Origin of the sequence: Bradyrhizobium sp. (genome assembly GCF_036735945.1) — a bacterium.
GTDB lineage: Bacteria > Pseudomonadota > Alphaproteobacteria > Rhizobiales > Xanthobacteraceae > Bradyrhizobium.
This window is the reverse complement of record NZ_DAINNI010000017.1, coordinates 24,967-50,233: the sequence shown is the minus strand read 5'-3', so window position 1 is coordinate 50,233 and position 25,267 is coordinate 24,967. Positions and strand designations below refer to the sequence as shown.

The window sequence follows — 25,267 nt, the reverse complement described above, 5'->3', positions numbered from 1 at the left end:
ATGCCACGCGCCGTCGTCAATGTTCTCCGCGAGACCGCGTTCTACGCCGCGGTCGCGTTTTTCGTCATCCTTGCCGGATTTCCCTTCTACTGGATGGTGATCACTTCCTTCAAATCCAATGCCGACCTCTACAACGTCGCAAATATCCCGTTCTGGTTCAACGAACCGCCCACGCTCGAGCATTTCCGTTACCTCTTCGAGCAGACGTTGTTCACGCGCTGGCTGTTGAACTCGCTGGTCATCGGCCTCTGCGTCGTCGTGATTACCCTCGTCACCGCGCTGCCCGCGGCCTATAGCCTGGCGCGAATGACCGGACGCAACGGCGAGGCCCTCGGGATCGGCATTTTTCTGACCTATCTGGTGCCGCCGACACTCCTGTTTCTTCCCTTGTCGCGGGTCGTCGCCGATCTGGGCTTGCAGAATTCGATGTGGTCGCTGGTGCTGGTCTATCCGACCTTCACGATCCCGTTCTGCACCTGGCTGTTGATGGGATTCTTCAAGGCGATCCCGCGCGAGATCGAGGAGGCGGCGATTGTCGACGGCTGCAGCCTGTTCGGTGCTTTCATCAAAATGGCGATCCCATTGTCGCTGCCGGCGATCCTGACGGTGGTGATCTTCACATTCACCCTGACCTTGCAGGAATTCGTCTACGCGCTGACGTTCATTTCGTCGTCAGACCAGAAGCCGATCACGCTTGGCGTGGCGACCGACCTCATTCGCGGCGACATCTTCTACTGGGGCGAGATCATGGCCGGCGCGCTGATCGCCAGCATCCCGGTGGCGATCGCCTACAACTTCTTCCTCGATCGCTTCATTGCGGGCATTACCGGCGGTGCCGTCAAATAGGTGAAGTTTCGCAAGCAGCGTATCTCACTCCGGCAAAAGCCAACACGCGACACTTGCTTCCCGCCCGCTTTTACGCGGCGCGCACGGTCTCCAGGAAGCGGTCGACCTCAAGCGTGAGGCGATTGCTCTCGCCGGAAAGGGACTGTGCCGACGACAGCACCTGCGAGGAGGCCGAACTCGTTTCGTTCGCGCCCTTGTTCACTTCGGTGATGTTGGTAGCCACCTGGCTGGTGGATTGCGCCGCACCTTGAACGCTGCGAACGATCTCCTGGGTGGCACTGCCCTGTTGCTCGACCGAGGCGGCGATGACGAGGGCAATTTCCGAAATGCGACCGATGGTAACACTGATCTGCTTGATCGCACTGACCGACTCCTGCGTCGCCACCTGCATTCCGGCAATCTGCGAGCTGATCTCGTTGGTTGCCTTGCTGGTTTGGGTCGCCAGTGTCTTGACTTCCTGAGCGACGACAGCAAAGCCCTTGCCGGATTCGCCGGCACGAGCAGCCTCGATGGTTGCGTTCAGCGCCAACAGGTTGGTTTGCTCCGCGATGCTGGTAATGAGGTTGACGACATCGCCGATGCGCGTCGCCGCCTTGGACAACTCATTGATGCGGGCATCGGTAACTTCGGCCTGGTGCACCGCGTCGGAGGCGATGCGGTTGGATTCCTGGACCTGACGATTGATCTCGACGATCGATGCTGTCATCTCTTCAGTGGCAGCGGCGACCGAATCGACATTCCGGGAAGCGTCGCCCGACGCGGTTTCCACCATCTCGGACAATTGCTGGGTGTTGGTCGCGGTATGCGTCAGCGTCCTGGCCGAAGCCTCGAGTTCGGTCGAGGCTGACGATACCGTTTGTATGATCTCGCCGACCGCGGCATGGAATTCATCGGCGAGTTGATGCATTTCGGTTCGTCGCTCGGCCGCGGCGCGCTTTTCGTGTTCGATGCGCTCGGCACGCAAGCGATTGGATTCCGCCATGTTGTCCTTGAACACCTGAAGCGCTTCGCCCATCGCCGCGATTTCGTCCGAGCCCCTGCTGGCGACTTCGACCGCGAGGTCTCCGGCCGCGATCGCCTTCATGCTGCCCTGCAATCCAACGAGACGGCGCACCACGCCACGGCCGACATAGAACCAGCCGATCAGCAGCGCCGCGAGCAGGCTCGCAAGAGCGATAACGACCAGCACCACCCTGCCTTGGCGGATTTCCGCCTGCGAGGTCTGCACCGCGCCTGCAGCAGCGGCCTGGCTGCGCTGGCCAAGTCCGGATACTTCCCTTTCGAACTCGGTTGCCAGCACGCGGTTCTCTGCCACCACGTTCATACCGGCCTTGGTTGCGGCAATTTCCTTCTGCTTCAGATCGAAGATATTGTCCTTGCCGCTCCCAACGGCGACCAGTTGGTCGACCAGCTTGGTCGTTTCGGCGTCCTTGAGAATCGCAGCAGCCTTGCGGACGTGATTGGCGGCGGCCGTGAAGCGGTCCTTCACCGGCGGCAGCAGGTCGGCCGTTGCCAGGTCGGCGGCCTCAACGAGGACACCGAGGGCAAGGTTGGATTCGGCACGCAGGGCCAGCACTGCCTGCAGCGCGCCGAGCTCGTTGTCGGCCAGCCCCATCAGGGTCTTGTGGATGGCCGCGGGATCCTGCCCATCGGCCGCGGTCTCCAGCGCCATGGTAAGCGTAAAGGCGACATCATCCGCGATCGGGATCATTTTTTCGGCGAGTTTCCGATGCGTCTTGCGCAGTTCGCCGATCAGCGCGATGCGGGCATCGGCGATCCGCTGGCGCTCCGTCACGGATTGCTCGAGCCGCGTCAGGTTCTCGAGGATGCGGCCCGCAGTAATGTTGAGTTTGGCGGCGTCTTCGGCGCCGAGCAAGCCGAGGGCACGTTTCATCTCCTCTCGCGCTGTCGCGAGCGTCTTGAAAGCGTCGCTGCGCTCGGCGTTATTTGCCGCGGCAAGCAGGCTCGGCGCGGCCGAACCGACATCGCCTGCCGCCTTGATGACATTTGAGGATCGCGTAATTCCGGGCAGACTGTGCTCGGCGATCACTCCGAGAGAATTACCAAGGCTGACATAGGAGAAGATCGCGGTGAGGCTTGCGATCACAGTCAGCGCGGCAACCAATCCGAACGCCGTGAACAGACGGCCCCGCAAACCGAAATGCAATTTCGACGTCGCTGCTGCCTTCATGATTTCCCCCAAAGCTCGGCTGGTCCCATTGTCCCGTATCGGCTGAAGCGCCCCTCGTCACATTCCGGCTTTTGGCAGGCGGTCGACTGCCTTGAAGCTGCCGTCAGCCTGGACCACCGTGAGAAACACCTGGTCCGAACCGCGATTGCTGGTGGCGCTGTAAGACAGCTTCAAGCCGCCCAGGTCGATCGGGCTGGCCTTTTGCACCGCCTCGATCAACGCCTTGCGCGTAGGCACTCCGTCGATTTTCTCGAGCGCGGCGATCAATGTGCGGCCGACCAGATAGCCCTCCAGCGACACGAAGCCGGGCTGCGCATCCGGCGCCACTGCTTTGAGCGAAGCCTGATAGCGGCCGACCACCGGTATTTTGTCATCCAGCGGGAACGGCACCACTTGCGTTACGACGACGCCCGCCCCGGCAGGCCCGAGCTCCTTGGCGAGGGAGTCGGAGCCGACGAAAGAGACATTGACGAAGGTTGGGTCGAACTTGATCTGGCGCGCCACCTTGATGAACTCGGCCGCCGGCTTGTACGAGCTGATCATCACCACGGCCTCGGGCTTGGCCTTTCGCACCGCGAGCAGCGCACCTTTGACTGCGACAGTGTTGCGCTCGTAGGTCCCCTCGCCGGTGAGCTTCATGTTGCGCTTCTCCAGCGCGCGCTGCAGCCCTGCGAGGCCCGCCTGCCCGTAGGCGTCGTCCTGATACATGATGCCGATGCGGGTGAAGCCGAGATCCTTGGTGAGATGCTCGACCATCGCCTCGGTCTCCTGATAATAGGTGGCGCGAACGTTCATGACCAACGGCTTATAGGGCTCGCGGAGGAATTCGACGCCGGTGAACGCGCCGATCATGGGAACGCCGGCATTGGTCGCAATCGGCTGGATCGCGGCGGCGGTCGGCGTGCCGACGGTGCCGACGATCGCGAACACCTTGTCCTCCTCAAGCAACGTCTTGACCACACCGATCGAGCGTGTCGGCTCGTAGCCGTCGTCGACGCTCTTGAGTTCGAGCTTGCGTCCCTTGACGCCGCCGGCCTTGTTTACTTCGGCGAAGGCGGCTTCGAGTCCGACCTTCATGTTCTGCCCCAGGGCCGCCGCCGGACCGGACAGCGCGGCGGCCTGACCGAGTATGATTCTGTCGGTCGAAACACCATCCTCGGCGTGGGCCGCAGGCAGAATGGCAATGAATGCAGCCAGCGCAATCGGGCCGATTTTTAGCGACGCGCGCATTGGGAAGTTTCCTTGGTTTTCAGTTCGTAGCCTTCGATTGAGCAGGACCGGCGGCAACTGACCGACGTGTCTCCGCCGCGCGAAACCGGTGCCGGGCTCCCCGACGATCAAGTGAAAGCTTGTTTTTTGGGTTAATCTTTGCGACCGCGAATCTACGCAAAACTACCCAGTCAGCGACGAAGCAATTCCAGGCCCACCTGCCCGCAAGTTATTGACGCAAGAGGGATACGGCGCAGGAGGCGGCCCGATCGAGGCTCGTCCTGGGGTGCGGCCTTTTGTGGCAGCCCTTGTTGAGGGCGATGGGAATGATTGCCCCCGGGGACCGGCGAGAAGGGCCTACAGGCGACATCCTTCCCATGAACCCGCTGGTTGCCTGGCAAGCCAGAGACTACGATGATGGCCGCGGACAAGGGACAGAGATATGGACATCAGCCGGGTCCAGAAAAATGTCGCGGAGGTCGCAGCCGGATGGTCGTCCGAATTGGCGGCAAGGCTGGAACGGCGCGCGCTCGACAATCTTGATTTTGCGACGTTGCGGGACGCCGGCCTGACGCTGACCGGCGTGCCGGAAAGAATGGGAGGGGTGTGGCAGAGCGGAGCACGGTCAACGCGCCCGACCGGTGCGATATTTCGCACCCTCGCCCGGGTCGATCCTTCGGTCGCGTTGGTAGCGACCATGCATCCGACTGTGTTGGCGTTGTGGCTCGAGGAACCGATCGAGCCGCCGGTCGACCCGAGCGCCTGGCGCGAGCAGCAAGACCTCGTGCTGACCGCGGCGCAGGCGGGACATTGGTTTGGCACCATCTCCTCCGAGCCGGGCGGCGGCGGTGACCTGATGGCGACACGGGCAACCGCGGAACAAGGGCGCGACGGCACCTGGCGCCTGACCGGCGACAAGCAGATGGGCAGCGGATCGGGCGTGACCTCTTTCATGATGACCGTTGCAGTCCCCAAAGGAGAGACGACGCCGGACATCTTCTTGCTCGATACCAGGGAATTGCCATGGGACGGCTCACACGGCGCCACCCTGGTACGTGCGTGGGACGGTCACGGAATGGCCGCGACGCAGAGCCACGCATTTCGCTACGACGCCGTCGAGGTCAGGCGGCACGCTCACCTGGGCGGCGCCATCAAGCTGGTCCCCCGCGTCTTGCCGGTCATTGGCTATATGTTCTCCTCCGTAATCATGGGCATCCTCGATGCTGCGCTGGCCGAGGGCCGGCGGCGTCTGCAGCCACGCATGGAGCGGATGTCCGCATTCGAACGGGTGAGCTGGACCAAGGCCGTCAACGACATCTGGCTGGCGGAGCAGGCCCTCGAAGGCATGGCACGCGCGATCGAGAGCGGTGCGGCGTCACCCGGCATCCCACGCGGCAAGCTTGCCATCGCCGAGCTCGCCGAGGCTTCCCTGCTGTCGATCTCCAGGGCGATCGGAGGGGCGAGCTATTCCCGGTCGAGTCCATTCGGGCAATGGTCGCAGGATGTGCGCGCACTCGGTCTGCTTCGTCCGCCCTGGGCGCTTGCCCATAACCAGCTGTTCGAAGCAAGCTTCGCCGATTAAGCCGCTCGGACCTCTTGATCGATGTTCGCCTTGGGTCCGGCAGGTTTTGGCGTGCCCAGTTCTGTACCGAAATGGCGCGCCCGAAAGGATTCGAACCTCTGACCCCCAGATTCGTAGTCTGGTGCTCTATCCAGCTGAGCTACGGGCGCGTTTTCGCTTTGGCACTGGGCTTTAAGGGGCCCGGATGCGTCCGAAGGTACGGACGGTCGCGAAAGAGCGCTCTAGCTACCCGCTCCGGCTTTGCTTTGCAAGGTCCGGTACGAGCAAATCGGATGCCGTCAATCGACTACGGCCTGCTGCGATGGCGCGAGCGAAAATCTGAAATTTCTCTTAAGTTACAATGGATTCCGCACTTCATCGCGGCGCGATGCCCCGGAATGACGGACCAGGCCCCCTACGCCCGCGCCCGCTCGTTGCGGACGCTCTGCAGTTCCACCGGGCGATCCGGGATCGAAATCCGGAAGGTGGCGCCGATGGTGCCCTCGACCAGATGGATGTCGCCGTCATGGGCACGGACCAGTTCGGCGGCGATCGCGAGCCCCAGCCCGCTGCCGCCGGGCCGGCCGGAGGTCTGGAACGCCTCGAACAGATGCTCGCGCGCCTTGGCCGGCACGCCGGGACCGGTGTCGGAGACCTCGATGATGGCGACCGAGCCCTCGCGGCGGCCGGTGATGCGGATCTGCAGCGGCGAGCCGTCGCCCTTCGGGCGGCTATCGAGCGCCTGCACCGCATTGCGCACCAGGTTGAGCAGCACGCGAAACAACTGGTCCGGATCGGCATCGACCGACATCCCGCGCTCGATCGCGGTGATCCAGGTGATCGACGCGTCAGTGGCGAGGCCGGCGGATTCGCGGACTTCGGTCACGACAGGCTCGAGCTGAATCATGCGGCGATCCGGCTCGGCTTCCTGGGCGCGGCCATAGGACAGCGTCGACTGGCAGAAATCGATGGCGCGCTCCAGCGAGCGCATCAGCTTCGGCGCAAAGCGCTGAACCCGGGGATCCGGCACGCTGGCAAGCTGGTCCGACAGCAATTGCGAGGAGGCCAGCAGGTTGCGCAGGTCGTGGTTGATCTTGGACACGGCAAGGCCCAGCGCGGCGAGCCGGCTCTTCTGCGAGAGCATCGAGACGAGGTCGCGCTGCATGTCGGACAGCTCGCGTTCGGCGACGCCGATCTCGTCGCCGCGCTGGCTCGGCACGATGATGCGCGCCGCGCTTTCCGGGTTCTCGTGGAAGCCGACGAGATTGGCGGTCAGCCGCCGCATCGGCCGCACGAACAGGTAGTGCAGCGCCAGGTAGACCAGTCCCGCGGCGAGCGTCGCAATGCCGAGCGAAACCAGCACCAGGTTGCGGGAGAACCGGTACATCGCCTGCCGCAGCGGCTGTTCGTCGATCACCACCTCGATGAACTGCGCCCCGCCGGGCGCCGGCCCCACCACGCGAATCGACTGGTTGCCGCGCTCCAGCATGGTCTCGAAGGATTCGACGATCGCGGACCACACCGTCAACGTCCGCATGTCGACGTCATGGTCGATCGCTGCCGGCGGATCGGCGCTGGCGAGCAGCCGGCGTTGCTGACCCATCTTGATGGCGACCGCCCGCGCACCTACGCTGGTCAGGATCTGCCGCGCCAGCGACTCCGGGACCATGCCGAGCGGCGCCGCGTCCAGCACCAGCGCCGCCGTATTGGCCGCCGCCAGGCGGTCGTTCAGGCGGTTGGTCCAGAAATTGGCGATCGCGGGGATGTAGATCATCAGGCCGGCGATCATCACGAGCGGAATGGTCAGCAGCAGCAGCTTGCCGGACAGGCCGAGCCGACGCGGCGCGGAGGTCCGCGTTGCTTGGGGGGTCGGCTGGTCGTCCGTCGCTGACACGAATATCTGCCCTGATATCTCTGCTCGTGAGCCCGTCGGGCTCACCCCGCCCAGCCCTCAATCTTCGGCCGGACCGTGATTCCGGAGGATGCGGTTGGGCCGCCGACCGGTCAAATTACCGATCGCTAATGTCGGGGTGTTCCGATGGTATGGGAACGCCGCCGTCTCACCACTAAAAACCCCGCGAAAACAGATATATTCGCCACAATTGCGACGTTTCAAAGAACGGGCGCTGCGGCGACCCCTGACATTGACGAAAACAGGTCGCTCCCGTATAAGCCGCGCGAATTGTCCGCGATGGCCCGGCTGCAGCCGGGGGCGGCTCATTTGGGGCCGTCAGCGGCTCTTTTTCGGGCCCCCGCATCATCGGACTTGATCTCAATCCAACAGGCAAATTGCCCGGTCAGCGGAGAAACTACCCGTGAAGCGGACTTATCAACCCAGCAAACTGGTGCGCAAGCGCCGTCACGGCTTCCGCGCCCGCCTCGCCACCGCCGGCGGCCGCAAGGTTCTCGCCGCGCGCCGTGCGCGCGGCCGCAAGCGTCTGAGCGCCTGAGCCGGATCTTCCGGAGATTTCATTCATGGATCGGCTGAGGCAGCGGGCGGATTTTCTCGCCGTTGCCAATGGCACGCGGGCCAACAGCGCTGCCTTCGTGGTGCAGGGCCGGGCGCGCGACGATGCCGGGCCGATCCGGATCGGTTTCACCGTTACCAGGAAAAACGGCACCGCCACCGAGCGCAATCGCATCCGGCGCCGGCTTCGCGAGTTGGTGAAGCGGCTCGATGTCACATCCGTGCGACCGCATCATGATTATGTGCTGGTAGGCCGACGGGCCGCGCTTACCCGCGACTTCGCAACCATGCTCGACGATCTCCGCTCGGCGCTGCATCGCCTCGACCGGCAGCCGAAACCACAGCGGCGCGACCCGCAGTCCGCATTGAATGGCGAGACCCCAAAACGATGACCGATAACCGCAACACCATCCTCGCCGTCATTCTCTCCGGCCTGGTGCTGATCGCCTGGCAGTATTTCTACAACGTGCCGCAGATGGAGCGGCAGCGTGCGCAGACCCAGACCCAGGCCGACCTCAACAAGTCGCCACCGCAGTCGGCGCCGGGCTCCACTACGTCGCCGGGCTCCACCACCCCGCAACCCGGTGCGGCGCCCTCCGCCGCCGCGCCCGCCGGCCAGCCCGCCCAGCCGGTCGTCAGCCGCGCGGACGCGATTGCGGCGTCGCCCCGCATCAAGGTCGAGACGCCCCGCCTTTCCGGGACCATTTCGCTGAAGGGCGCGCGCATCGATGACCTTTCACTGGAGAAGTTCCGCGACACCGTCGATCCGAAATCGCCGGCGATCGTGCTGTTCTCGCCCTCGGGCACCGCGCATCCCTACTACGCGGAGTTCGGCTGGGTGGCCGCGACCGGCTCGACGGCGCGCGTTCCCGACCGCGATACGCCGTGGGAGCAGGAAGGCACTGGCAGCCTGACGCCCGAGAAGCCGGTGACGCTGAAATGGGACAATGGCGAAGGCCTTACCTTCCGCCGCACCATTGCGATCGACGACCGCTATCTCTTCACCATCAAGGACGACGTCAGCAATGCCGGCAGCGCGCCGATCACACTGTATCCCTATGCCATCATCTCCCGCCACGGCACACCCGAGGTTTCCGGCTACTACATCCTGCACGAAGGCCTGATCGGCTATCTCGGTGAGAAGGGCCTGCAGGAGCACGGCTACAAGGCGGTCTCCGAGGCGCCCGCTCTGGGCAATGGCGATCGCGGCTTCGAATTCAACGTGACCAACGGCTGGCTCGGCATAACGGACAAATATTGGGCCGCCGCGCTGCTGCCCGACACGTCGGCGCGACTCAAGGCCCGCTTCCTCGCCCAGGACCCGGGCCCCAAGGTTCGCTATCAGGCCAACTACGTCCAGGACCCGCAGACCATCGCACCCGGCGGCACCGGCAGCGCCAACGCACGCCTGTTTGCCGGCGCCAAGGAAGCCGGCGTCGTCGGCATCAACTTCCCGCTCGCCGGCCATGGCGGCTACAACAAGCAGCTCGGGCTGAACCATTTCGACCTGCTGATCGACTGGGGCTGGTTCTACTTCATCACCAAGCCGATGTTCCTGGCGCTCGATTATTTCTTCCACCTGTTCGGCAATTTCGGTCTCGCCATCCTGCTGGTGACCGTGATCGTGAAGCTGCTGTTCTTCCCGCTCGCCAACAAATCCTACGCCTCGATGGCGAAGATGAAGTCGGTGCAGCCGCAGCTGCAGGCGCTGAAGGAACGCTATCCGGACGACCGCCAGAAGCAGCAGCAGGAGATGATGGAGATCTACCGCAAGGAGAAGATCAACCCGATCGCGGGCTGTCTTCCGGTCGCGCTGCAGATCCCGGTATTCTTCTCGCTCTACAAGGTGCTGTTCGTCACCATCGAAATGCGCCACGCGCCGTTCTACGGCTGGATCAAGGATCTCTCGGCGCCCGACCCGACCACGATCTTCAACCTGTTCGGGCTGCTGCCGTTCGATCCGACTGTCGTGCCGGTGTTCGGGCATTATCTCGCGCTCGGCATCTGGCCGATCATCATGGGCATCACGATGTGGTTCCAGATGAAGCTGAACCCGACGCCGCCGGATCCGACCCAGAAGATGATCTTCGACTGGATGCCGCTGATCTTCACCTTCATGCTGGCGGGCTTCCCCGCGGGCCTCGTGATCTACTGGGCCTGGAACAACCTGCTCTCGGTGCTGCAGCAGAGCTACATCATGCGCAAGAACGGCGTGAAGGTGGAGCTGTTCGACAACATCAAGGCAACGTTCATGCCGAAGAAGGCCGTCGAAAAGACGTGATCGAGCCCTCCGCGTCATTGCGAGCTCCTCGCAATGACGGATGAAAAGAACCTTCGCATGACCGCCGACACAGATGCGAAGCTGATCGAGGAAGGGCGAAAGCTCTTTGCCGGCGAATGGAAGTTCGTCTGGGCCTCGCCCTCGATCGAGACGCTGCCGCCGATGGCCGGCATGGAAGTCGCGTTTGCCGGCCGCTCCAATGTCGGCAAATCGAGCCTGATCAATGCGCTCACCGGCCGCAACGCGCTGGCGCGGACCTCGCATACGCCCGGCCGCACCCAGGAGCTGATCTTCTTCGAAGGGCCTGATAACGCCGGGCTGCGGTTGGTCGACATGCCCGGCTATGGCTACGCCTCGGCACCGAAGATGCAGATCGCGTCCTGGACCAGGCTGATCCATCAGTTCCTGCTGGGCCGCGCAACGCTGGCGCGGGTCTATGTGCTGATCGACGCGCGCCACGGCATCAAGGATGCCGATCAGGACGTGCTCAAGACATTGGACAAATCAGCCGTCAGCTACCAGGTGGTGCTGACCAAGGCGGACCAGGTGAGGCCCGCCGGGCTGCAGAAGAACATCGCCGACACCACGGCCGCACTCGCCAAACACCCGGCGGCGTTTCCGGAAGTATTGGTAACATCCTCGCGTTCCGGCGCCGGCATGGCTGAATTGCGCGCGGCGATGGTGCGGCTGTTGAAGGAACGCAGCTGATGCTTCGTGCCGGCCGCATCCTGATCGTGCTCGCTGCGATCATGGGCGCCGACGGCGTCATGCTGGCGGCGGCCTCCGCTCATGGTACGGACGCGTCGCGGCTGGTTTCGGCCTCGTCGATGCTGTTGTTTCACGCCTGCGCGGTATTGGGCGCCATCGCATTGGCGGAGCGCGCAATCGTTCATGCGAAAATCGGCATCACAGGCGCGTCCGGCTTTGTTCTCGGCGCGAGCCTGTTCGCCGGCGACCTGACGCTGCGACACTATGCCGGAAGCGGGCTTTTTCCGATGGCCGCGCCGACCGGCGGGACGCTGCTGATCGCGAGCTGGCTGGCGCTGGCAGCCGCAGCGGCCTGGCCGAGAAGCGGCTAAATTCCGCAGGACCGGATGCTGCGTCCAGGGCATCAGCCTCCGCAATTCCCCCACTTTGCGCCCTGCCCGCCAATCGGATAGAACCCGGCCCGACATCGGCAAATGGCGAGACCCGGCTTCATGACCTCAGCGCAGAATATCAGTCCGCTCGATCAGGCCCGCATCCTGTCGGAAGCGCTGCCGCACATGCAGCAATATGACGAGGAAACCATCGTCATCAAATATGGCGGCCATGCCATGGGCGCGGAGGAAACCGCCAAGGCGTTCGCGCGCGACATCGTGCTGCTGGAGCAGACCGCGATCAATCCGGTCGTGGTGCATGGCGGCGGCCCGCAGATCGCGACCATGCTCAAGCGCCTCGGCATCCAGTCGGAATTCGCGGCCGGCCTGCGCATCACCGACGCCGCCACCATCGAGATCGTCGAGATGGTACTGGCCGGCTCCGTCAACAAGCAGATCGTCGGCTATATCAACGAAGCCGGCGGCAAGGCGGTGGGCCTGAGCGGCAAGGACGGCAACATGGTGAAGGCGTCGAAGACGACGCGGACCATGGTCGACCCTGACTCCAACATCGAAAAGGCCGTCGACCTCGGCTTCGTCGGCGACCCCGACAAGGTCGATCTGACGCTGTTGAACCAGTTGATCGGCTATGAGCTGATCCCGGTGCTGGCCCCGCTTGCGACATCGCATGACGGCCATACCCTCAACGTCAACGCCGACACCTTTGCCGGCGCTGTCGCCGGCGCGCTCAAGGCCAAGCGCCTGTTGCTCCTGACCGACGTTCCCGGCGTGCTCGACAAGTCGAAGAAGCTGATCCCGGAACTGTCGGTGAAGGACGCGCGCAAGCTGATCGCCGACGGCACGATTTCCGGCGGCATGATCCCGAAGGTCGAAACCTGCATCTATGCGCTGGAACAGGGCGTTCAGGGCGTCGTCATCATCGACGGCAAGACGCAGCACGCGGTGCTGCTCGAACTCTTCACCAATCAGGGTACGGGCACGCTGATTCACAAGTGATGCACCAGGCGGCGACGCAAACCGAGGCCGTCATGGCCGGGCTTGACGAGGTCAGGACGGAACGGCCTCCGCGCCCGGCGTTGACGCGTCTCCTGATCTCCCTGCCGGCGGCAGCGATCTCGCTGTTCATGTCCTGCCTGCCCGTATTCGCCGACCTGAAACTCTGCAACCGCATGAGCTACGTGGTCGAGGCCGCGATCGGTATCGACGAGAAGGCGGCGACCGCGACGCGCGGCTGGTTCAGGATCGATCCAGCCGCCTGTCGCGTGGTGCTGCAGGGCGCGCTGACCGCCGACCGCATCCTGTTGAATGCACGCGCACTCGGCGTCTACGGCGCCTCGCCGATCCCGCAGAACGGCAGCGACACGCTGTGCATCGCGCCGGACAATTTCATCATCGCCGCCGCGCGCCAGTGCCGCGGCAACCAGACGCGGGCGCCGTTCACCCAGATCACGCCGACGCGGACCGACGACGGCAACCTCGTCGCCTATCTCGCCGAAGATTCCGAATATGACGACGAGCAGGCGCGGCTCGCCGGCATCCAGCGGCTGCTCGTGATCGCCGGCTACGACGCCGCCCCGATCGACGGCGTCGACGGGCCGAAGACCCAGGCCGCGCTTTCCGCGTTCCTGAAAAGCCGCGGGCTGTCGGCCGACATCGTGCAGTCGCCAACTTTCTTCGCCACCATGATCGAGGCCGTGCAGAAGCCGTCCTCCACGGGCCTGACCTGGTGCAACGACACGCCGCACCGGATCATGGCGGCGGTCGCCACCGACGACGGGAAGCTGGTGACCAGCCGCGGCTGGTACCGCATCGATCCCGGCAAATGCCTGCATCCCGACGTGACCGGCCAGCCCAGGCATGTCTTCAGCTTTGCCGAAGCCGTCGACGGCGAAAACCGCGTCATCAAATACCGCGACAGGCCGTTGAACTGGGGCGGACCGAAGGAACTCTGCACGCGCGAGAGCAAGTTCGAGGTGTCGGAACAAGGCGATTGCGGCACCCGCGGGCTTGCGCCGATCGGCTTCGCGCCGGTGGATATGTCGAGCGGCGGCAAGACGCTGCGATTTGCGATGCCGTGACAAGGTAGGAACTTATGACGACACCCCGCCCCTTCACACATATCGACACCTGGGTGTTCGATCTCGACAACACGCTGTACCCGCACCACGTCAATTTGTGGCAGCAGGTCGACGCGCGGATCGGCGAGTTCATCAGCACCTTCCTGAAGATCTCCGCCGAGGAAGCCCGCTTCATCCAGAAGGACTATTACCGCCGCTACGGCACCAGCATGCGCGGCATGATGACCGAGCACGGCGTGCGCGCCGACGACTATCTCGCCTACGTGCACCGGATCGATCATTCGCCGCTGGAGCCGAACCCGGTGATGGGGGCTGCGATCGCAAAACTCCCGGGGCGCAAGCTGATCCTGACCAACGGCTCGACCGACCATGCCGGCGCGGTGCTGGCGCGGCTCGGCATCACAGAACATTTCGAGGCGGTGTTCGACATCATCGCCGCCGAACTGGAGCCGAAGCCAGCGCCGCAGACCTATGACAAGTTCCTGCGCGTCCACGGCGTGGACCCTTCGAAATCGGCGATGTTCGAGGATCTCGCCCGCAACCTCGTGGTGCCGCATCAGCTCGGCATGACCACGGTGCTGGTGGTACCCGACGGCGTCAGGGAGGTGGTGCGCGAGGATTGGGAGCTCGAAGGCCGCGATGCCGCCCATGTCGATCATGTCACCGATGACCTGACCGGGTTCTTGCAGCGATTGAATAGCCGCTAAGGCGCTGTGTCCTTGACTCTCCCTGCCCAAATCCCGAAAAAGCCTCCCACCTTCGCCCGAAAGCCCGAGGAAATCCCGATGTCCCTGTCCGCGCTCGAATCCACCCTCAATTCCGCCTTCGATGCCCGTGACGGCATTTCGACGTCGACCAAGGGCGAGGTTCGCGAGGCCGTGGATCACGCGCTCGAGTTGCTCGACAAGGGAGAGGCGCGGGTGGCCGAGCGCGAGTCGAGCGGCAAGTGGAAGGTCAATCAGTGGCTGAAGAAGGCGGTGCTGCTGTCGTTCCGCCTCAACGACATGGGCCAGATCGAGGGCGGCCCGGGCAAGGCATCGTGGTGGGACAAGGTGCCCTCGAAGTTCGAGGGCTGGGGCGAGAACCGGTTTCGCGATGCCGGCTTTCGCGCCGTTCCCGGCGCCATCGTGCGGCGCTCGGCGTTCATCGCGCGCAACGTCGTGCTGATGCCCTCCTTCGTCAATCTCGGCGCCTATGTCGATGAGAGCACCATGATCGACACCTGGTCGACGGTCGGAAGCTGCGCGCAGATCGGCAAGCGCGTGCACATTTCCGGCGGCGTCGGCATCGGCGGCGTGCTCGAGCCGCTGCAGGCCGAGCCCGTGATCGTCGAGGACGACTGCTTCATCGGCGCGCGCAGCGAGGTGGCGGAAGGCGTCATCGTGCGCAAGGGCGCGGTGCTGTCGATGGGCGTGTTCCTCGGCGCCTCGACCAAGATCGTCGACCGCGAGACCGGCGAGACCTTCATCGGCGAGGTCCCGGAATATTCGGTCGTGGTGCCCGGCGCGCTACCCGGCAAGCCCATGAAGAACGGCCAGGTAGGCCCCTCCACCGCCTGCGCCGTGATCGTCAAGCGCGTCGACGAGCGCACCCGCGCCAAGACCAGCATCAACGAACTGCTGCGGGACTGATCGAACCGGCGGCACTAGCCCGCCGTCGGTTTGGCGTGTTAAGCCGGGCCATGAATGATGCCGTTTCCATCACCCGCGACCTCGTCCGCTGCCCCTCCGTAACGCCCGCCGATGCCGGTGCGCTCGGTGTCCTCGAGCGTCTTCTCAAGGATGCCGGCTTCGAGGTGCATCGCGTCACCTTTGGTGAACCCGGCACCGCCGATATCGACAATCTCTATGCCCGCATCGGCGACAGCGCGCCGCACATCAGCTTTGCCGGCCATACCGACGTGGTGCCGGCCGGTGACGAAACCGCCTGGACGCTGGGCGCATTCTCCGGCGAGGTGAAGGACGGCTTCCTCTACGGCCGCGGCGCGGTCGACATGAAGGGCGGCATCGCCTGCAGCGTCGCCGCGGTACTGCAATATCTCGCCGACAACGGCGGGAAGCCGCAAAAGGATGGTCGGGGCTCGATCTCGTTCCTGATCACCGGCGACGAAGAGGACATCTCGGTCAACGGCACCATCAAGCTTCTGAAATGGTGCGCCGGGCGCGGCGAGAAGTTCGACCATTGCGTGCTCGGCGAGCCATCGAATGTCGAAGTGCTCGGCGACTGCATCAAGATCGGCCGCCGCGGCTCGCAATCCGGCACGCTCCATGTCGACGGCGTGCAGGGCCACGTCGCCTATCCACACCGCGCCTCCAACCCGGTGCCGGATATTTCGCGGCTGATCGTGGCGCTCTCCGACGAGCCGCTCGACCACGGCAGCGCGCAGTTCCAGGCCTCCAACCTCGAATTCACTTCCGTCGACGTCGGCAATACCGCTGGCAACGTGATCCCCGGACAGGCGCGCGCCAGATTCAACATCCGCTACAACGACAACCACACCCAGGAGACGCTGCGCGCACTCGTCGAGGAACGGCTGGCGAAAGCCTGCGGCAACCGCATCCGCGCCCGCATCGTCTGGGAATATTCCAACTCCAACGTCTTCGTGACCAAGCCCGGCGCCTTCACCGACCTCGCCGTCGCCGCGATCGAGGAGGTGACGGGACGCAAGCCCGAGCTATCGACCTCCGGCGGCACATCGGATGCGCGCTTCATTTCGAGCTATTGCCCGGTGATCGAATTCGGCCTGGTGGGGCAGACCATGCACCAGATCGACGAGCGCACCCCGGTGGCGGATCTGGAGAAGCTGACCCGGATTTATCGGGGCGTGCTGGACAAATATTTTGCGTGATCCAGCCGCGTGGCTGGACAAAAATATCGAAAACAACCCCATGCACAGTAGGGATTGGGGTCACTAATACTCCACCCGCACCAGATATAGCCCCTCCGGCGGCGCGACCGGGCCGCAGGCGGCGCGGTTGCGGGCGGCAAGCGCGGCGGCGAGGTCGTCGGTGCTCCAGCGGCCTTCGCCGACCCACACCAGCGAGCCCACCATCGAGCGCACCTGGCTGTGCAGGAACGAGCGCGCCGAAGTGAGGATCGAAACCGCGTCGCCCTCCCTGACCACGTCGAGCTGGTCGAGCGTCTTCTCCGGCGATTTCGCCTGGCACTCGGTATCGCGGAAGGTCGTGAAGTCGTGCTTGCCGAGCAGCCGCTTCGCTGCGGCGTCCATCGCATCGGTGTCGAGATGGCGCGGCACCCTCCAGCTTCGCTTGATGTCGAGCGCGAGGTTGGCTCTGGTGTTGGTGATCCGATAGCGATAGTGCCGCCGCCTGGCGGAGAAGCGCGCCTCGAAATCGTCAACCACGATATCGGCCGACAGCACGCCGATCGGATGCGGGCGCAGATGTGCGTTCAATCCGTCACGCAGGCGGCCCGGCGGAAACGGCTTCTCGATATCGCAATGCGCGACCTGCCCCAGCGCATGGACGCCGGCATCGGTGCGGCCCGAGCCATGGACCCGCGCCGCTTCGCCAGAGATTGCCTGCACCGCGGCCTCCAGCGCGCCCTGCACGGTCGGCGCGTTATCCTGGATCTGCCAGCCGGAGAACGGCGTGCCGTCATACTCGATGACGAGTTTGTAGCGGGGCATCAGTTGAGCCGCGCAGGCGGCTTCAGCGCCGTGCCGCGCAGAAATTCCGCCGCCTTCATCGGCGCCTTGCCGGCGCGCTGCAGCTCGACAATGCGGATGGCACCCTCGCCGCAGGCGATGGCAAGATTGTCATCGAGCACGTCGCCGGGCGCACCCTTGCCGTTCACCAGTTCACAGCGCAGGATCTTGAGGCGCACCGGCTCCGCTTCCGCTGCCAGTTCGCACCAGGCGCCGGGAAACGGCGACAGGCCGTGGATGTGCCTGAGCACCTCGCGGGCCGGCCGCTTCCAGTCGATCCGCGCCTCGGCTTTTTCGATCTTCGCTGCGTAGGTCACGCCGTCCTCGCTTTGCCTGGTGAGCGTCAACCCGCCGCGCGCCAGCCCGCCCATCGCGCGCACCATCAGGTCGGCGCCGAGCGGCGCCAGCGCGTCGTGCAGGTCGGCCGCCGTCATCGTGTCCGTGATCGGCAGCCGCTCGGCCATCGCGACATCGCCGGTATCGAGCCCGGCATCCATCTTCATCACCATCACGCCGCTCTCGGCATCGCCGGCCATGATGGCGCGGTTGATCGGCGCCGCGCCGCGCCAGCGCGGCAGGAGCGAGCCGTGCAGGTTGAAGCAGCCATGGCGCGGCGCGTCGAGAATGGCCTGCGGCAGGATCATGCCGTAGGCGACCACGACGGCGGCATCCGCATCATGCGCGCGGAATTCGGCGAGCGCTTCGGCCGTCTTCAGCGTCGCAGGCGTCAGCACGGCAATGCCGAGCCGCCGTGCTTCCTGCTCGACCGGGCTCAGTTGCATCTTCATGCCGCGTCCGGCCGGTTTTGGCGCGCGGGTATAGACCGCCACGACCTCATGGCCGTGGGCCACGAGTTCGAGCAGTGTCGGCACCGCGAATTCGGGCGTGCCCATGAAGATCAGGCGGAGCGGCATGGAACGGAAATCCCAGGTCGATTTGGTTTACTCCGTCATGGCCGGGACAAGCCCGGGCATCACGGCGAAACGAGAGGCAGCCTCACCCCGTCGCGCGCTTGGCGGCCTTGGTAAATTTCTTCATCACGCGGTCGCGCTTCAGCTTTGACAGATAATCGACGAACAGCACGCCGTTGAGGTGGTCGATCTCGTGCTGGATGCAGGTGGCGAACAGGCCGTCGGCGTCCTCTTCGATCACCTTGCCGTCGAGATCGGTGAAGCGGATGCGCACCCGCGCCGGGCGCTCGACCTCCTCGTAATATTCGGGGATCGAGAGGCAGCCTTCCTCGTAGACCGACAGTTCCTCGGAGGCGGAGACGATCTCCGGGTTGATGAACACCCGCGGCTTCGGCGTGGTCTCGCCGTTCTCGTCCTTCTTGGCGAGGTCCATGGTTATCAGACGCAGCGGCTGCGCGACCTGGATCGCCGCCAGCCCGATGCCGGGCGCGTCGTACATGGTCTCGAACATGTCGTCGGCGAGCTTGCGGATCTCCGCCGTCACCTTCTCGACGGGTTTGGAGACCAGCCGCAACTGCTTGTCCGGCAGGATGATGATTTCTCTTAAGGCCATAGCGCGCGATTTAAGCTGCTGATTTGCCGGGGTCAATGCGCCGGGGCGCCGGTTAAGGCGGCCTTAACCATGATTTTTAAGACCGCGTTAACCACGAAAATTAGCCTCTGGTTAACCATAAATGTTCTCTCTTCGTTCGCGATAGGCAGCGAATCGGGCTACAAGTCGAGCCATGAACGAAATTCTCTTCATCGTCGGCGAACTGCCGATTCACGTCGGCGAGGCGCTGGCCGGCTTCGCCGCGCTCGCGCTGGTGCTGCTGCTGACCATCGCCATCATCCTCGCCCGTTCGGGCCGCCGCGGCGCGGAAGTCGCGATGGCGCAGGCGATCCGCGCCGACGAACTGGAAGAGCGCGTCAGCGAGATGCTGCGCGCCCAGAACGAATCCACCGGCCGCGTCGACGCGATGGCGCAGTCGCTGGCCGGCCGCCAGGCCGAGATGGCGCGCGCGGTCAACGAGCGGCTGGATTCGGTCACCCATCGCGTCGGCCAGTCGATGGAAGCGACGACGCGCCACACCATGGACAGCCTGCGCGTGCTGCACGAGCGCCTCGGCATCATCGACAATGCGCACAGGAACCTCACCGACCTGACCTCGCAGGTGACCACGCTGCGCGACGTGCTCGCCAACAAGCAGTCGCGCGGCGCGTTCGGCCAGGCACGAATGGAGGCGATCGTCCAGGACGGCATGCCGCAGGGCTCCTACGAGTTCCAGTACACGCTCTCGTCGGGCAAGCGGCCGGACTGCGTGGTGTTCCTGCCCGACCAGCGGCCGCTCTGCATCGACGCGAAATTTCCGCTGGAGGCGATGACCGCGCTGCACGATGCGCGCACGGACGAGGAGCGCAAATTCGCCAGCCAGCGCCTGCGCAACGACGTGATGAAGCATGTCAGCGACATCGCGGAAAAATATCTGATCACCGGCGAGACGCAGGATACCGCGCTGATGTTCGTGCCGTCGGAATCGGTCTACGCCGAAATCCACGACGGGTTTGACGACGTGATCCAGAAGGCCTACCGCGCCCGCGTCGTGCTGGTGTCGCCCTCGCTGCTGATGCTGGCGATCCAGGTGATGCAGCAGATCCTGAAGGACGCGCGCATGCGCGATGCCGCCGACCAGATCCGTACCGAGGTGCTCAACCTCGGCGACGACCTCAACCGCCTGCGCGACCGCGTGCTCAAGCTGCAAAAGCATTTTGGCGACGTCAACGAGGACGTGCGGCAGATCCTGATCTCGGCCGACAAGATCGAGAAACGCGCGGGCCGGATCGAGGAGCTCGATTTCAGCAAGGCGGACCCGCCGGTGGAGGCGCCGCGCGTGGTCAAGGGCGGAACAGCCGAACTGTTCCCCGCCCCCCGCAAGCTGCAGGCGGGGGAGTGAGTATCTTTCCTTCTCCCCTTGTGGGAGAAGGTGCCTTGCCGAAGGCAAGGCGGATGAGGGGTCTCTATCCGCGGAGACAGACCCCTCACCCGTCTCGAATGAGCTTCCGCTCATTCGATCCACCCTCTCCCACAAGGGGAGAGGGAAAGCACGGAAATCTGCTAACACGCCCTGCATGACCGCACCCGAAGCCGGCTCCCAGACACCGCCCACCCCCACCTGGCGCGAGAGCCTTGCCGTGTACCTTCAGCCGCGCGTGCTGATCGTGATGATGCTCGGTTTTTCTTCCGGCCTGCCGCTGGCGCTGTCGGGATCGACGCTGCTGGTGTGGATGCGGGAATCCGGGGTCGATCTCGGCACGATCGGGCTGTTTGCGCTGGTGGGCACGCCCTACACCCTGAAGTTCCTGTGGGCGCCGCTGGTGGACGCGCTGCACGTACCGTTCTTCACCCGCGCGTTCGGCCGCAGGCGCGGCTGGCTGGTGTTCTCCCAACTGCTCCTGATCGGATCGATCCTGCTGCTGGCGATCACCGATCCGGCTCGCTCGCCGCTGTTCGTGGCGCTGGGCGCCCTGCTGGTCGCAACGATGTCCTCGACGCAGGATATCGTGGTCGATGCGTTTCGCGTCGAGAGCCTGCCGGAGAGCGAACAGGCCGCCGGAATGGCCTCTTATGTCGCGGCCTATCGCATCGGCATGCTGGTCTCGACCGCCGGCGCGCTGTTCATCGTCACCGGGTTCCAGAACACCGGCCTCGAGCCCGGCGCAGCCTGGATGTGGGGCTATGTCGTGATGGCCGCGCTGGTGCTGGTCGGCACCGTCACGGCGCTGGTCGCGACGGAGCCTGAGCAATCGGCGCGCGCGGAAGCTGCGACGCGCAGCGAGAGCGCCTTTTCCCGGGTGCTGCATGCCGCGATCGGCGCGTTCTCGGAATTCCTCACCAGGCGTGACGCGTTCGCGGCGCTGGCCTTTGTGGTGCTGTTCAAGTTCACCGACGCGTTTTCCGGCACAATGACCGCGCCGTTCGTGATCGACCTCGGCTTCACCCGCAACGACTACGCCGCAATCGTGAAGGGCGTCGGGCTCGCCGCGACCCTGATCGGCGGCTTCGCCGGCGGGTTCGTGGCGCGGCGCTATTCGCTGGCCGCGAGCCTCTGGATCGGCGGCGTGCTGCAGGCGGTGGCCAACCTGTCGTTCTCGTGGCTGGCGATGGTCGGCGTCAACCAGTGGGCGCTGGGATTTGCGATCACGGCGGAGAATTTCACCAGCGCCATCGGCACCGTGATCTTCGTCGCCTATCTCTCGGCGCTGTGCCAGAACCCGCTGCACACCGCGACCCAGTACGCGCTGCTGACCGCGCTCGCCGCCGTGGGACGGACGTATCTATCCTCCGGCGCGGGCTATGTGGCGAAGGCGACCGGGTGGCCGCTGTTCTTTGCGATCTGCGTCCTGGTCGCGATCCCGAGCCTGATCCTGCTGGCCTGGCTGCAGCGCCGCGGGCATTTCGACAAGCTGGGACCGGTGAAGGTCTAGAACTCGCCGTCGTCCTGGCCAAGCGAAGCGCGCGCCGGGACCCATAACCGCCGATCCCGATTGTTGAGCGCGTTGGAGCTCCAGCGTAATCACATCATGAATATTTGTGGCTATGGGTCCCTGCGTTCGCAGGGACGACGAAGAGCCCAAAGCTTCCTAATGCTTCGTCAGCACGCTCCATTTGGTGACGACGGCTTCGCTCATCTGCCCGGCGTCCTGCGCGCAGGCGACCTCGTCGACCTTGACCGAGATTTCCTTGCCGATGAAGTTCTTCAGTTGCGCGGCCTGGGCGTCGCTGGTGGTGACGAGCTGGAACGTTTCGGGGCCGGTTTCGAGATTGCAGAGGCCGTTCGGCGGCGGCAGGCGGCGCGGCTCGCTGGTGATCTGGTAGGTCTGCGGGCGCTTGCCCCGCTTGCTGCCCTTCATCGCGTTGAGTTCGCCGGACAGCACGTCGCCGGCATGGATCGGCTTGCCGGGCTTCGGCGCGGGCTCGCCTTGCTGCGCCGATGCGGAAGACGCGGCCAGCGCTGCTGCCACCATGATCAGCGCAAAGCGGGAGCGCCTGGCGAATCCTCGTTTCGTCATGTCGATCAGTTCCGTATGGTTGGATTAGAACAGCGTTCGCTGCCGCATCGCTGCCGATAGCGTACCTTCGTCGAGATAATCAAGCTCGCCGCCGACAGGGACGCCATGCGCGAGCCGCGTCACCTTGACATTGGCGTCCTGCAGAAGATCGGTGATGTAGTGGGCGGTAGTTTGGCCATCAACCGTCGCGTTGAGCGCCAGCACGATCTCGCTGACCTGTGGATCGTGTGCGCGCGCCACCAGCGCGTCGATGGTCAGATCCTGCGGGCCGACGCCGTCAAGTGGCGACAATGTGGCGCCGAGCACGTGATAGCGGCCGCTGGTGGCATTGGCCCGCTCCAGCGCCCAGAGATCGGCGACATCGGCGACCACGACGATGGTCGAGGGATCGCGCCGCGGATCGGTGCACACCGTGCAGGGATTGTTGGTGTCGATATTGCCGCAGGTCTTGCAGACCTGGATGCGCTCGATCGCGACCTGCAACGCGCCGGCGAGCGGCGTCATCAGCGCCTCGCGCTTCTTGATCAGATGCAGCGCGGCGCGGCGCGCCGAGCGCGGTCCGAGCCCGGGCAGGCGCGCCAGAAGCTGGATCAGGCGTTCGATTTCAGGGCCGGCAACGCTCGCAGCCATTTCAGCCGAGACCAAGCAGTCCGGGCGGCAGGCCGAGGCCACCGGTCAGCGCCTGCATCTTCTCCTGCATCGCCACTTCCGCCTTGCGCCTTGCATCGCCATGCGCGGTGACCAGGAGATCCTCGAGCACCTCGCGCTCCTCAGCCTTCATCAGCGACGGATCGATCCTGACGCCCTTCACTTCCATCTTCGCGGTCATGCGCACGGCAACCAGCCCGCCGCCGGAAATGCCCTCGACCTCGATATTGCCGAGTTCTTCCTGCATCGCCTGCATCTTGGATTGCAGTTGCGCCGCCTGCTTCATCATGCCGAGAAAATCAGCCATTGATCCGTCCTCTCGAGTCCGATCAGTCGTCGTCGCCGTCGGAACTCTCGTTCAAGTCTTCAGCGTTAATATCGGATTCCGGCGGCTCGGCGGCAAGGCGGCGCACCTCGATTACCCTGGCGCCGGGAAACCGCGACAGCACCTCCTGCACGCGCGGATCGGCCTCGGCTGCGCGGGCGTGCTCGTTCCGCGCCTGCTCGTTCTGCGCGCGCAGCGTCGGCTGTCCCTCTTCATTCGAGACGACCACGGTCCAGCGCCGCCCGGTCCACAGTTCCAGCTTGCGGGAGAGGTCGTTGACCAGCCCCCGCGCCGCGTTGCGCTCCAGCGCCACCTCCAGCCGCCCGTCCTCGAACCGGACCAGCCGCATATCGGCCTCCAGCGCCGCCTTGGTCATGAGATCGCGCTTCTCGCCCGCGAGCGCCACCAGTTGCGGAAAGCTGTTGATCCGCAGCACGGGTGCGGAGCTGGTCTCGGCCGACGGCGCTGCCATTTGCGGGCGCGCGGAGGCTTCCGCGCCGGCGCGCGGCGAGGCCGGCGTTCGCATCGGCGCCGCTGACATCTGGGACACCGGCGCGGCCGGCGCGGGACGTGACGGCGCCGAGTTGTTCGAGGCGATCTGCGCTCCGCCGCCGTTCTGGTCGAGCATGCGGATTGCTTCGTCCGGGGTCGGCAAATCGGCGACATAGGCGATGCGGACCAGCACCATTTCGGCGGCCGCCGCCGGACGCGTCGCGGTCTGCACCTCGGCGATGCCCTTGAGCAGCATCTGCCACATCCGCGACAGCACCCGCATCGACAGCCTGGCGGCGAATTCGCGCCCGCGCACGCGCTCGGTCTCGCCGAACGCGACATTGTCGGCGGTGGCGGGGACGATCTTCACGCGGGTAACGAAATTGACGAATTCGGCGAGGTCGGACAGCACCACGACCGGATCGGCGCCGACGTCATATTGCGAACGGAATTCGCCGAACGCGCTGGCGATATCGCCGCGGGCCAGATGCTCGAACAGGTCGATCACCCTTGTGCGGTCGGCGAGGCCAAGCATCTGCCGCACCGCGTCGGCACGCACGGTGCCCGCGGCATGCGCAATCGCCTGATCGAACAGCGAGAGCGAATCCCGCACCGAACCTTCGGCGGCGCGCGCGATGATGCCGAGCGCCTCAGGCTCGACCTCGACGCCTTCCTTGCCGGCGATACTGGACAGATGCCCCATCAGCACGTCGGCCTCGACGCGGCGGAGATCAAAACGCTGGCAGCGCGACAGCACCGTCACCGGGACCTTGCGGATTTCGGTGGTGGCGAACACGAACTTGGCGTGCTCGGGCGGCTCCTCCAGCGTCTTCAGGAAGGCGTTGAAGGCCGCCGTCGACAGCATGTGGACTTCGTCGATGATGTAGACCTTGTAGCGGGCGCTGGCGGGTGCATAGCGCACGCTGTCATTGATCTGGCGGACGTCGTCGACGCCGGTATGCGACGCGGCGTCCATTTCCAGCACGTCCATATGCCGGCTTTCCATGATCGGCTGGCAGTGCACGCCCAAATCAGGCATGTGGATGGTCGGCCCCTTCACCGAACCATCCGGCTTCTCGTAGTTGAGCGCACGGGCGAGGATTCGCGCGGTGGTGGTTTTGCCGACGCCGCGGACGCCGGTCAGGATCCAGGCCTGTGGAATTCGCCCGGTTTCGAACGCATTCGAAACGGTGCGGACCATGGCCTCCTGGCCGATCAGATCGTCAAAGCTGGAGGGGCGGTATTTGCGTGCCAGCACCCGGTAGGGCTTGGCGGCCTCGCTGCCGAGCCCTGGGCCACCCTGGCCTTCTGACTTGTCGGGGGGAGCGCCAGCATCACTCATCGATCGATCCGCAATTGATTGTCTCTCGGGGCCGGCTTG

The 25,267-nt window shown here is 64.8% G+C and carries 24 protein-coding genes and 1 tRNA gene; 14 read left to right on the top strand and 11 right to left on the bottom strand.

What is annotated here, in order from left to right:
* Positions 1 to 846, top strand: coding sequence for a carbohydrate ABC transporter permease (locus V7E26_RS08850; protein WP_324415068.1), 846 nt, complete (start codon positions 1 to 3; stop codon positions 844 to 846).
* 70 nt (positions 847 to 916) lie between these two features.
* Here the strand turns inward: V7E26_RS08850 and V7E26_RS08845 are convergent, their stop codons facing one another.
* On the bottom strand, positions 917 to 3,037 hold the full coding sequence (locus V7E26_RS08845; RefSeq protein ID WP_324415067.1) for a HAMP domain-containing methyl-accepting chemotaxis protein: 2,121 nt from the start codon (positions 3,035 to 3,037) through the stop codon (positions 917 to 919).
* Between the two features lie 57 nt (positions 3,038 to 3,094).
* On the bottom strand, positions 3,095 to 4,267 hold the full coding sequence (locus V7E26_RS08840; RefSeq protein WP_324415100.1) for an ABC transporter substrate-binding protein: 1,173 nt from the start codon (positions 4,265 to 4,267) through the stop codon (positions 3,095 to 3,097).
* 481 nt (positions 4,268 to 4,748) lie between these two features.
* On the opposite strand from V7E26_RS08840, the gene V7E26_RS08835 reads away from it, so the two are divergent.
* On the top strand, positions 4,749 to 5,828 hold the full coding sequence (locus V7E26_RS08835; protein WP_324415066.1) for an acyl-CoA dehydrogenase family protein: 1,080 nt from the start codon (positions 4,749 to 4,751) through the stop codon (positions 5,826 to 5,828).
* A gap of 72 nt (positions 5,829 to 5,900) precedes the next feature.
* Here V7E26_RS08835 and V7E26_RS08830 read toward each other — a convergent pair.
* Together V7E26_RS08830 and V7E26_RS08825 are read right to left on the bottom strand one after the other, a co-directional pair.
* A tRNA-Arg gene (locus V7E26_RS08830) sits at positions 5,901 to 5,977 on the bottom strand.
* A 245-nt stretch (positions 5,978 to 6,222) separates the two neighbouring features.
* Positions 6,223 to 7,701: a sensor histidine kinase gene (locus V7E26_RS08825; protein ID WP_324415065.1), complete on the bottom strand. Its 1,479-nt coding sequence runs from the start codon at positions 7,699 to 7,701 to the stop codon at positions 6,223 to 6,225.
* Between the two features lie 421 nt (positions 7,702 to 8,122).
* Here V7E26_RS08825 and rpmH point away from each other — a divergent pair, with 421 nt between their 5' ends.
* From rpmH to dapE, 10 genes are all read left to right on the top strand, one after another.
* Positions 8,123 to 8,257: a 50S ribosomal protein L34 gene (gene rpmH, locus V7E26_RS08820; protein WP_008542748.1), complete on the top strand. Its 135-nt coding sequence runs from the start codon at positions 8,123 to 8,125 to the stop codon at positions 8,255 to 8,257.
* Between the two features lie 25 nt (positions 8,258 to 8,282).
* Positions 8,283 to 8,666 carry a ribonuclease P protein component gene (rnpA, locus tag V7E26_RS08815; protein WP_324415064.1) on the top strand — a complete coding sequence of 128 codons (384 nt, stop codon included), beginning with the start codon at positions 8,283 to 8,285 and terminating at the stop codon, positions 8,664 to 8,666.
* Complete coding sequence (gene yidC, locus V7E26_RS08810) at positions 8,663 to 10,555, top strand: membrane protein insertase YidC (protein WP_324415063.1); 1,893 nt, start codon at positions 8,663 to 8,665, stop codon at positions 10,553 to 10,555. Before rnpA ends, yidC begins: the two co-directional genes overlap by 4 nt.
* A 57-nt stretch (positions 10,556 to 10,612) precedes the next feature.
* The gene (gene yihA, locus V7E26_RS08805) at positions 10,613 to 11,263 is read left to right on the top strand and encodes a ribosome biogenesis GTP-binding protein YihA/YsxC (RefSeq protein ID WP_324415062.1); all 651 of its coding nucleotides are present in this window, start codon (positions 10,613 to 10,615) and stop codon (positions 11,261 to 11,263) included.
* On the top strand, positions 11,263 to 11,634 hold the full coding sequence (locus V7E26_RS08800; protein ID WP_324415061.1) for a DUF423 domain-containing protein: 372 nt from the start codon (positions 11,263 to 11,265) through the stop codon (positions 11,632 to 11,634). Before yihA ends, V7E26_RS08800 begins: the two co-directional genes overlap by 1 nt.
* Positions 11,635 to 11,754: 120 nt before the next feature.
* Positions 11,755 to 12,651 (top strand): acetylglutamate kinase, encoded by an 897-nt coding sequence (argB, locus tag V7E26_RS08795; RefSeq protein ID WP_324415060.1) that lies wholly within the window; start codon positions 11,755 to 11,757, stop codon positions 12,649 to 12,651.
* A 32-nt stretch (positions 12,652 to 12,683) separates the two neighbouring features.
* The gene (locus V7E26_RS08790; RefSeq protein ID WP_442893367.1) at positions 12,684 to 13,733 is read left to right on the top strand and encodes a DUF1036 domain-containing protein; all 1,050 of its coding nucleotides are present in this window, start codon (positions 12,684 to 12,686) and stop codon (positions 13,731 to 13,733) included.
* Positions 13,734 to 13,747: 14 nt separating this feature from the next.
* Positions 13,748 to 14,440 carry a pyrimidine 5'-nucleotidase gene (locus V7E26_RS08785; RefSeq protein ID WP_324415059.1) on the top strand — a complete coding sequence of 231 codons (693 nt, stop codon included), beginning with the start codon at positions 13,748 to 13,750 and terminating at the stop codon, positions 14,438 to 14,440.
* 78 nt (positions 14,441 to 14,518) lie between these two features.
* On the top strand, positions 14,519 to 15,364 hold the full coding sequence (gene dapD / locus V7E26_RS08780; RefSeq protein WP_324415058.1) for a 2,3,4,5-tetrahydropyridine-2,6-dicarboxylate N-succinyltransferase: 846 nt from the start codon (positions 14,519 to 14,521) through the stop codon (positions 15,362 to 15,364).
* A gap of 50 nt (positions 15,365 to 15,414) precedes the next feature.
* The gene (gene dapE, locus V7E26_RS08775) at positions 15,415 to 16,581 is read left to right on the top strand and encodes a succinyl-diaminopimelate desuccinylase (protein ID WP_324415057.1); all 1,167 of its coding nucleotides are present in this window, start codon (positions 15,415 to 15,417) and stop codon (positions 16,579 to 16,581) included.
* 63 nt (positions 16,582 to 16,644) lie between these two features.
* Here the strand turns inward: dapE and truA are convergent, their stop codons facing one another.
* The 3 genes from truA to def form a co-directional block, all read right to left on the bottom strand.
* A complete protein-coding gene (gene truA / locus V7E26_RS08770) occupies positions 16,645 to 17,382 on the bottom strand; it encodes a tRNA pseudouridine(38-40) synthase TruA (protein WP_324415056.1) in 738 nt (245 codons plus the stop codon).
* Positions 17,382 to 18,314, bottom strand: coding sequence for a methionyl-tRNA formyltransferase (fmt, locus tag V7E26_RS08765; RefSeq protein WP_324415055.1), 933 nt, complete (start codon positions 18,312 to 18,314; stop codon positions 17,382 to 17,384). The genes truA and fmt overlap by 1 nt, the downstream gene beginning before the upstream one ends.
* An 82-nt stretch (positions 18,315 to 18,396) precedes the next feature.
* Positions 18,397 to 18,924 carry a peptide deformylase gene (gene def / locus V7E26_RS08760; protein ID WP_324415054.1) on the bottom strand — a complete coding sequence of 176 codons (528 nt, stop codon included), beginning with the start codon at positions 18,922 to 18,924 and terminating at the stop codon, positions 18,397 to 18,399.
* Between the two features lie 172 nt (positions 18,925 to 19,096).
* On the opposite strand from def, the gene V7E26_RS08755 reads away from it, so the two are divergent.
* Together V7E26_RS08755 and V7E26_RS08750 are read left to right on the top strand one after the other, a co-directional pair.
* A complete protein-coding gene (locus tag V7E26_RS08755) occupies positions 19,097 to 20,305 on the top strand; it encodes a DNA recombination protein RmuC (protein WP_324415053.1) in 1,209 nt (402 codons plus the stop codon).
* 175 nt (positions 20,306 to 20,480) lie between these two features.
* Positions 20,481 to 21,836, top strand: a complete 1,356-nt coding sequence (locus V7E26_RS08750; protein ID WP_324415052.1) for an AmpG family muropeptide MFS transporter — start codon at positions 20,481 to 20,483, stop codon at positions 21,834 to 21,836.
* A 156-nt stretch (positions 21,837 to 21,992) separates the two neighbouring features.
* Here the strand turns inward: V7E26_RS08750 and V7E26_RS08745 are convergent, their stop codons facing one another.
* Genes V7E26_RS08745 through V7E26_RS08730 form a run of 4 tightly spaced genes read right to left on the bottom strand, consistent with a single transcriptional unit; the run spans position 21,993 to position 25,228 of the window.
* Complete coding sequence (locus V7E26_RS08745) at positions 21,993 to 22,421, bottom strand: hypothetical protein (RefSeq protein WP_324415051.1); 429 nt, start codon at positions 22,419 to 22,421, stop codon at positions 21,993 to 21,995.
* 24 nt (positions 22,422 to 22,445) lie between these two features.
* Positions 22,446 to 23,051 carry a recombination mediator RecR gene (gene recR / locus V7E26_RS08740; protein WP_324415050.1) on the bottom strand — a complete coding sequence of 202 codons (606 nt, stop codon included), beginning with the start codon at positions 23,049 to 23,051 and terminating at the stop codon, positions 22,446 to 22,448.
* Position 23,052: 1 nt separating this feature from the next.
* Entirely contained in the window at positions 23,053 to 23,376 is a 324-nt protein-coding gene (locus tag V7E26_RS08735; RefSeq protein ID WP_324415049.1) for a YbaB/EbfC family nucleoid-associated protein, read from the bottom strand.
* Between the two features lie 22 nt (positions 23,377 to 23,398).
* The gene (locus V7E26_RS08730; protein ID WP_324415048.1) at positions 23,399 to 25,228 is read right to left on the bottom strand and encodes a DNA polymerase III subunit gamma/tau; all 1,830 of its coding nucleotides are present in this window, start codon (positions 25,226 to 25,228) and stop codon (positions 23,399 to 23,401) included.
* Positions 25,229 to 25,267 lie beyond the last annotated feature (39 nt).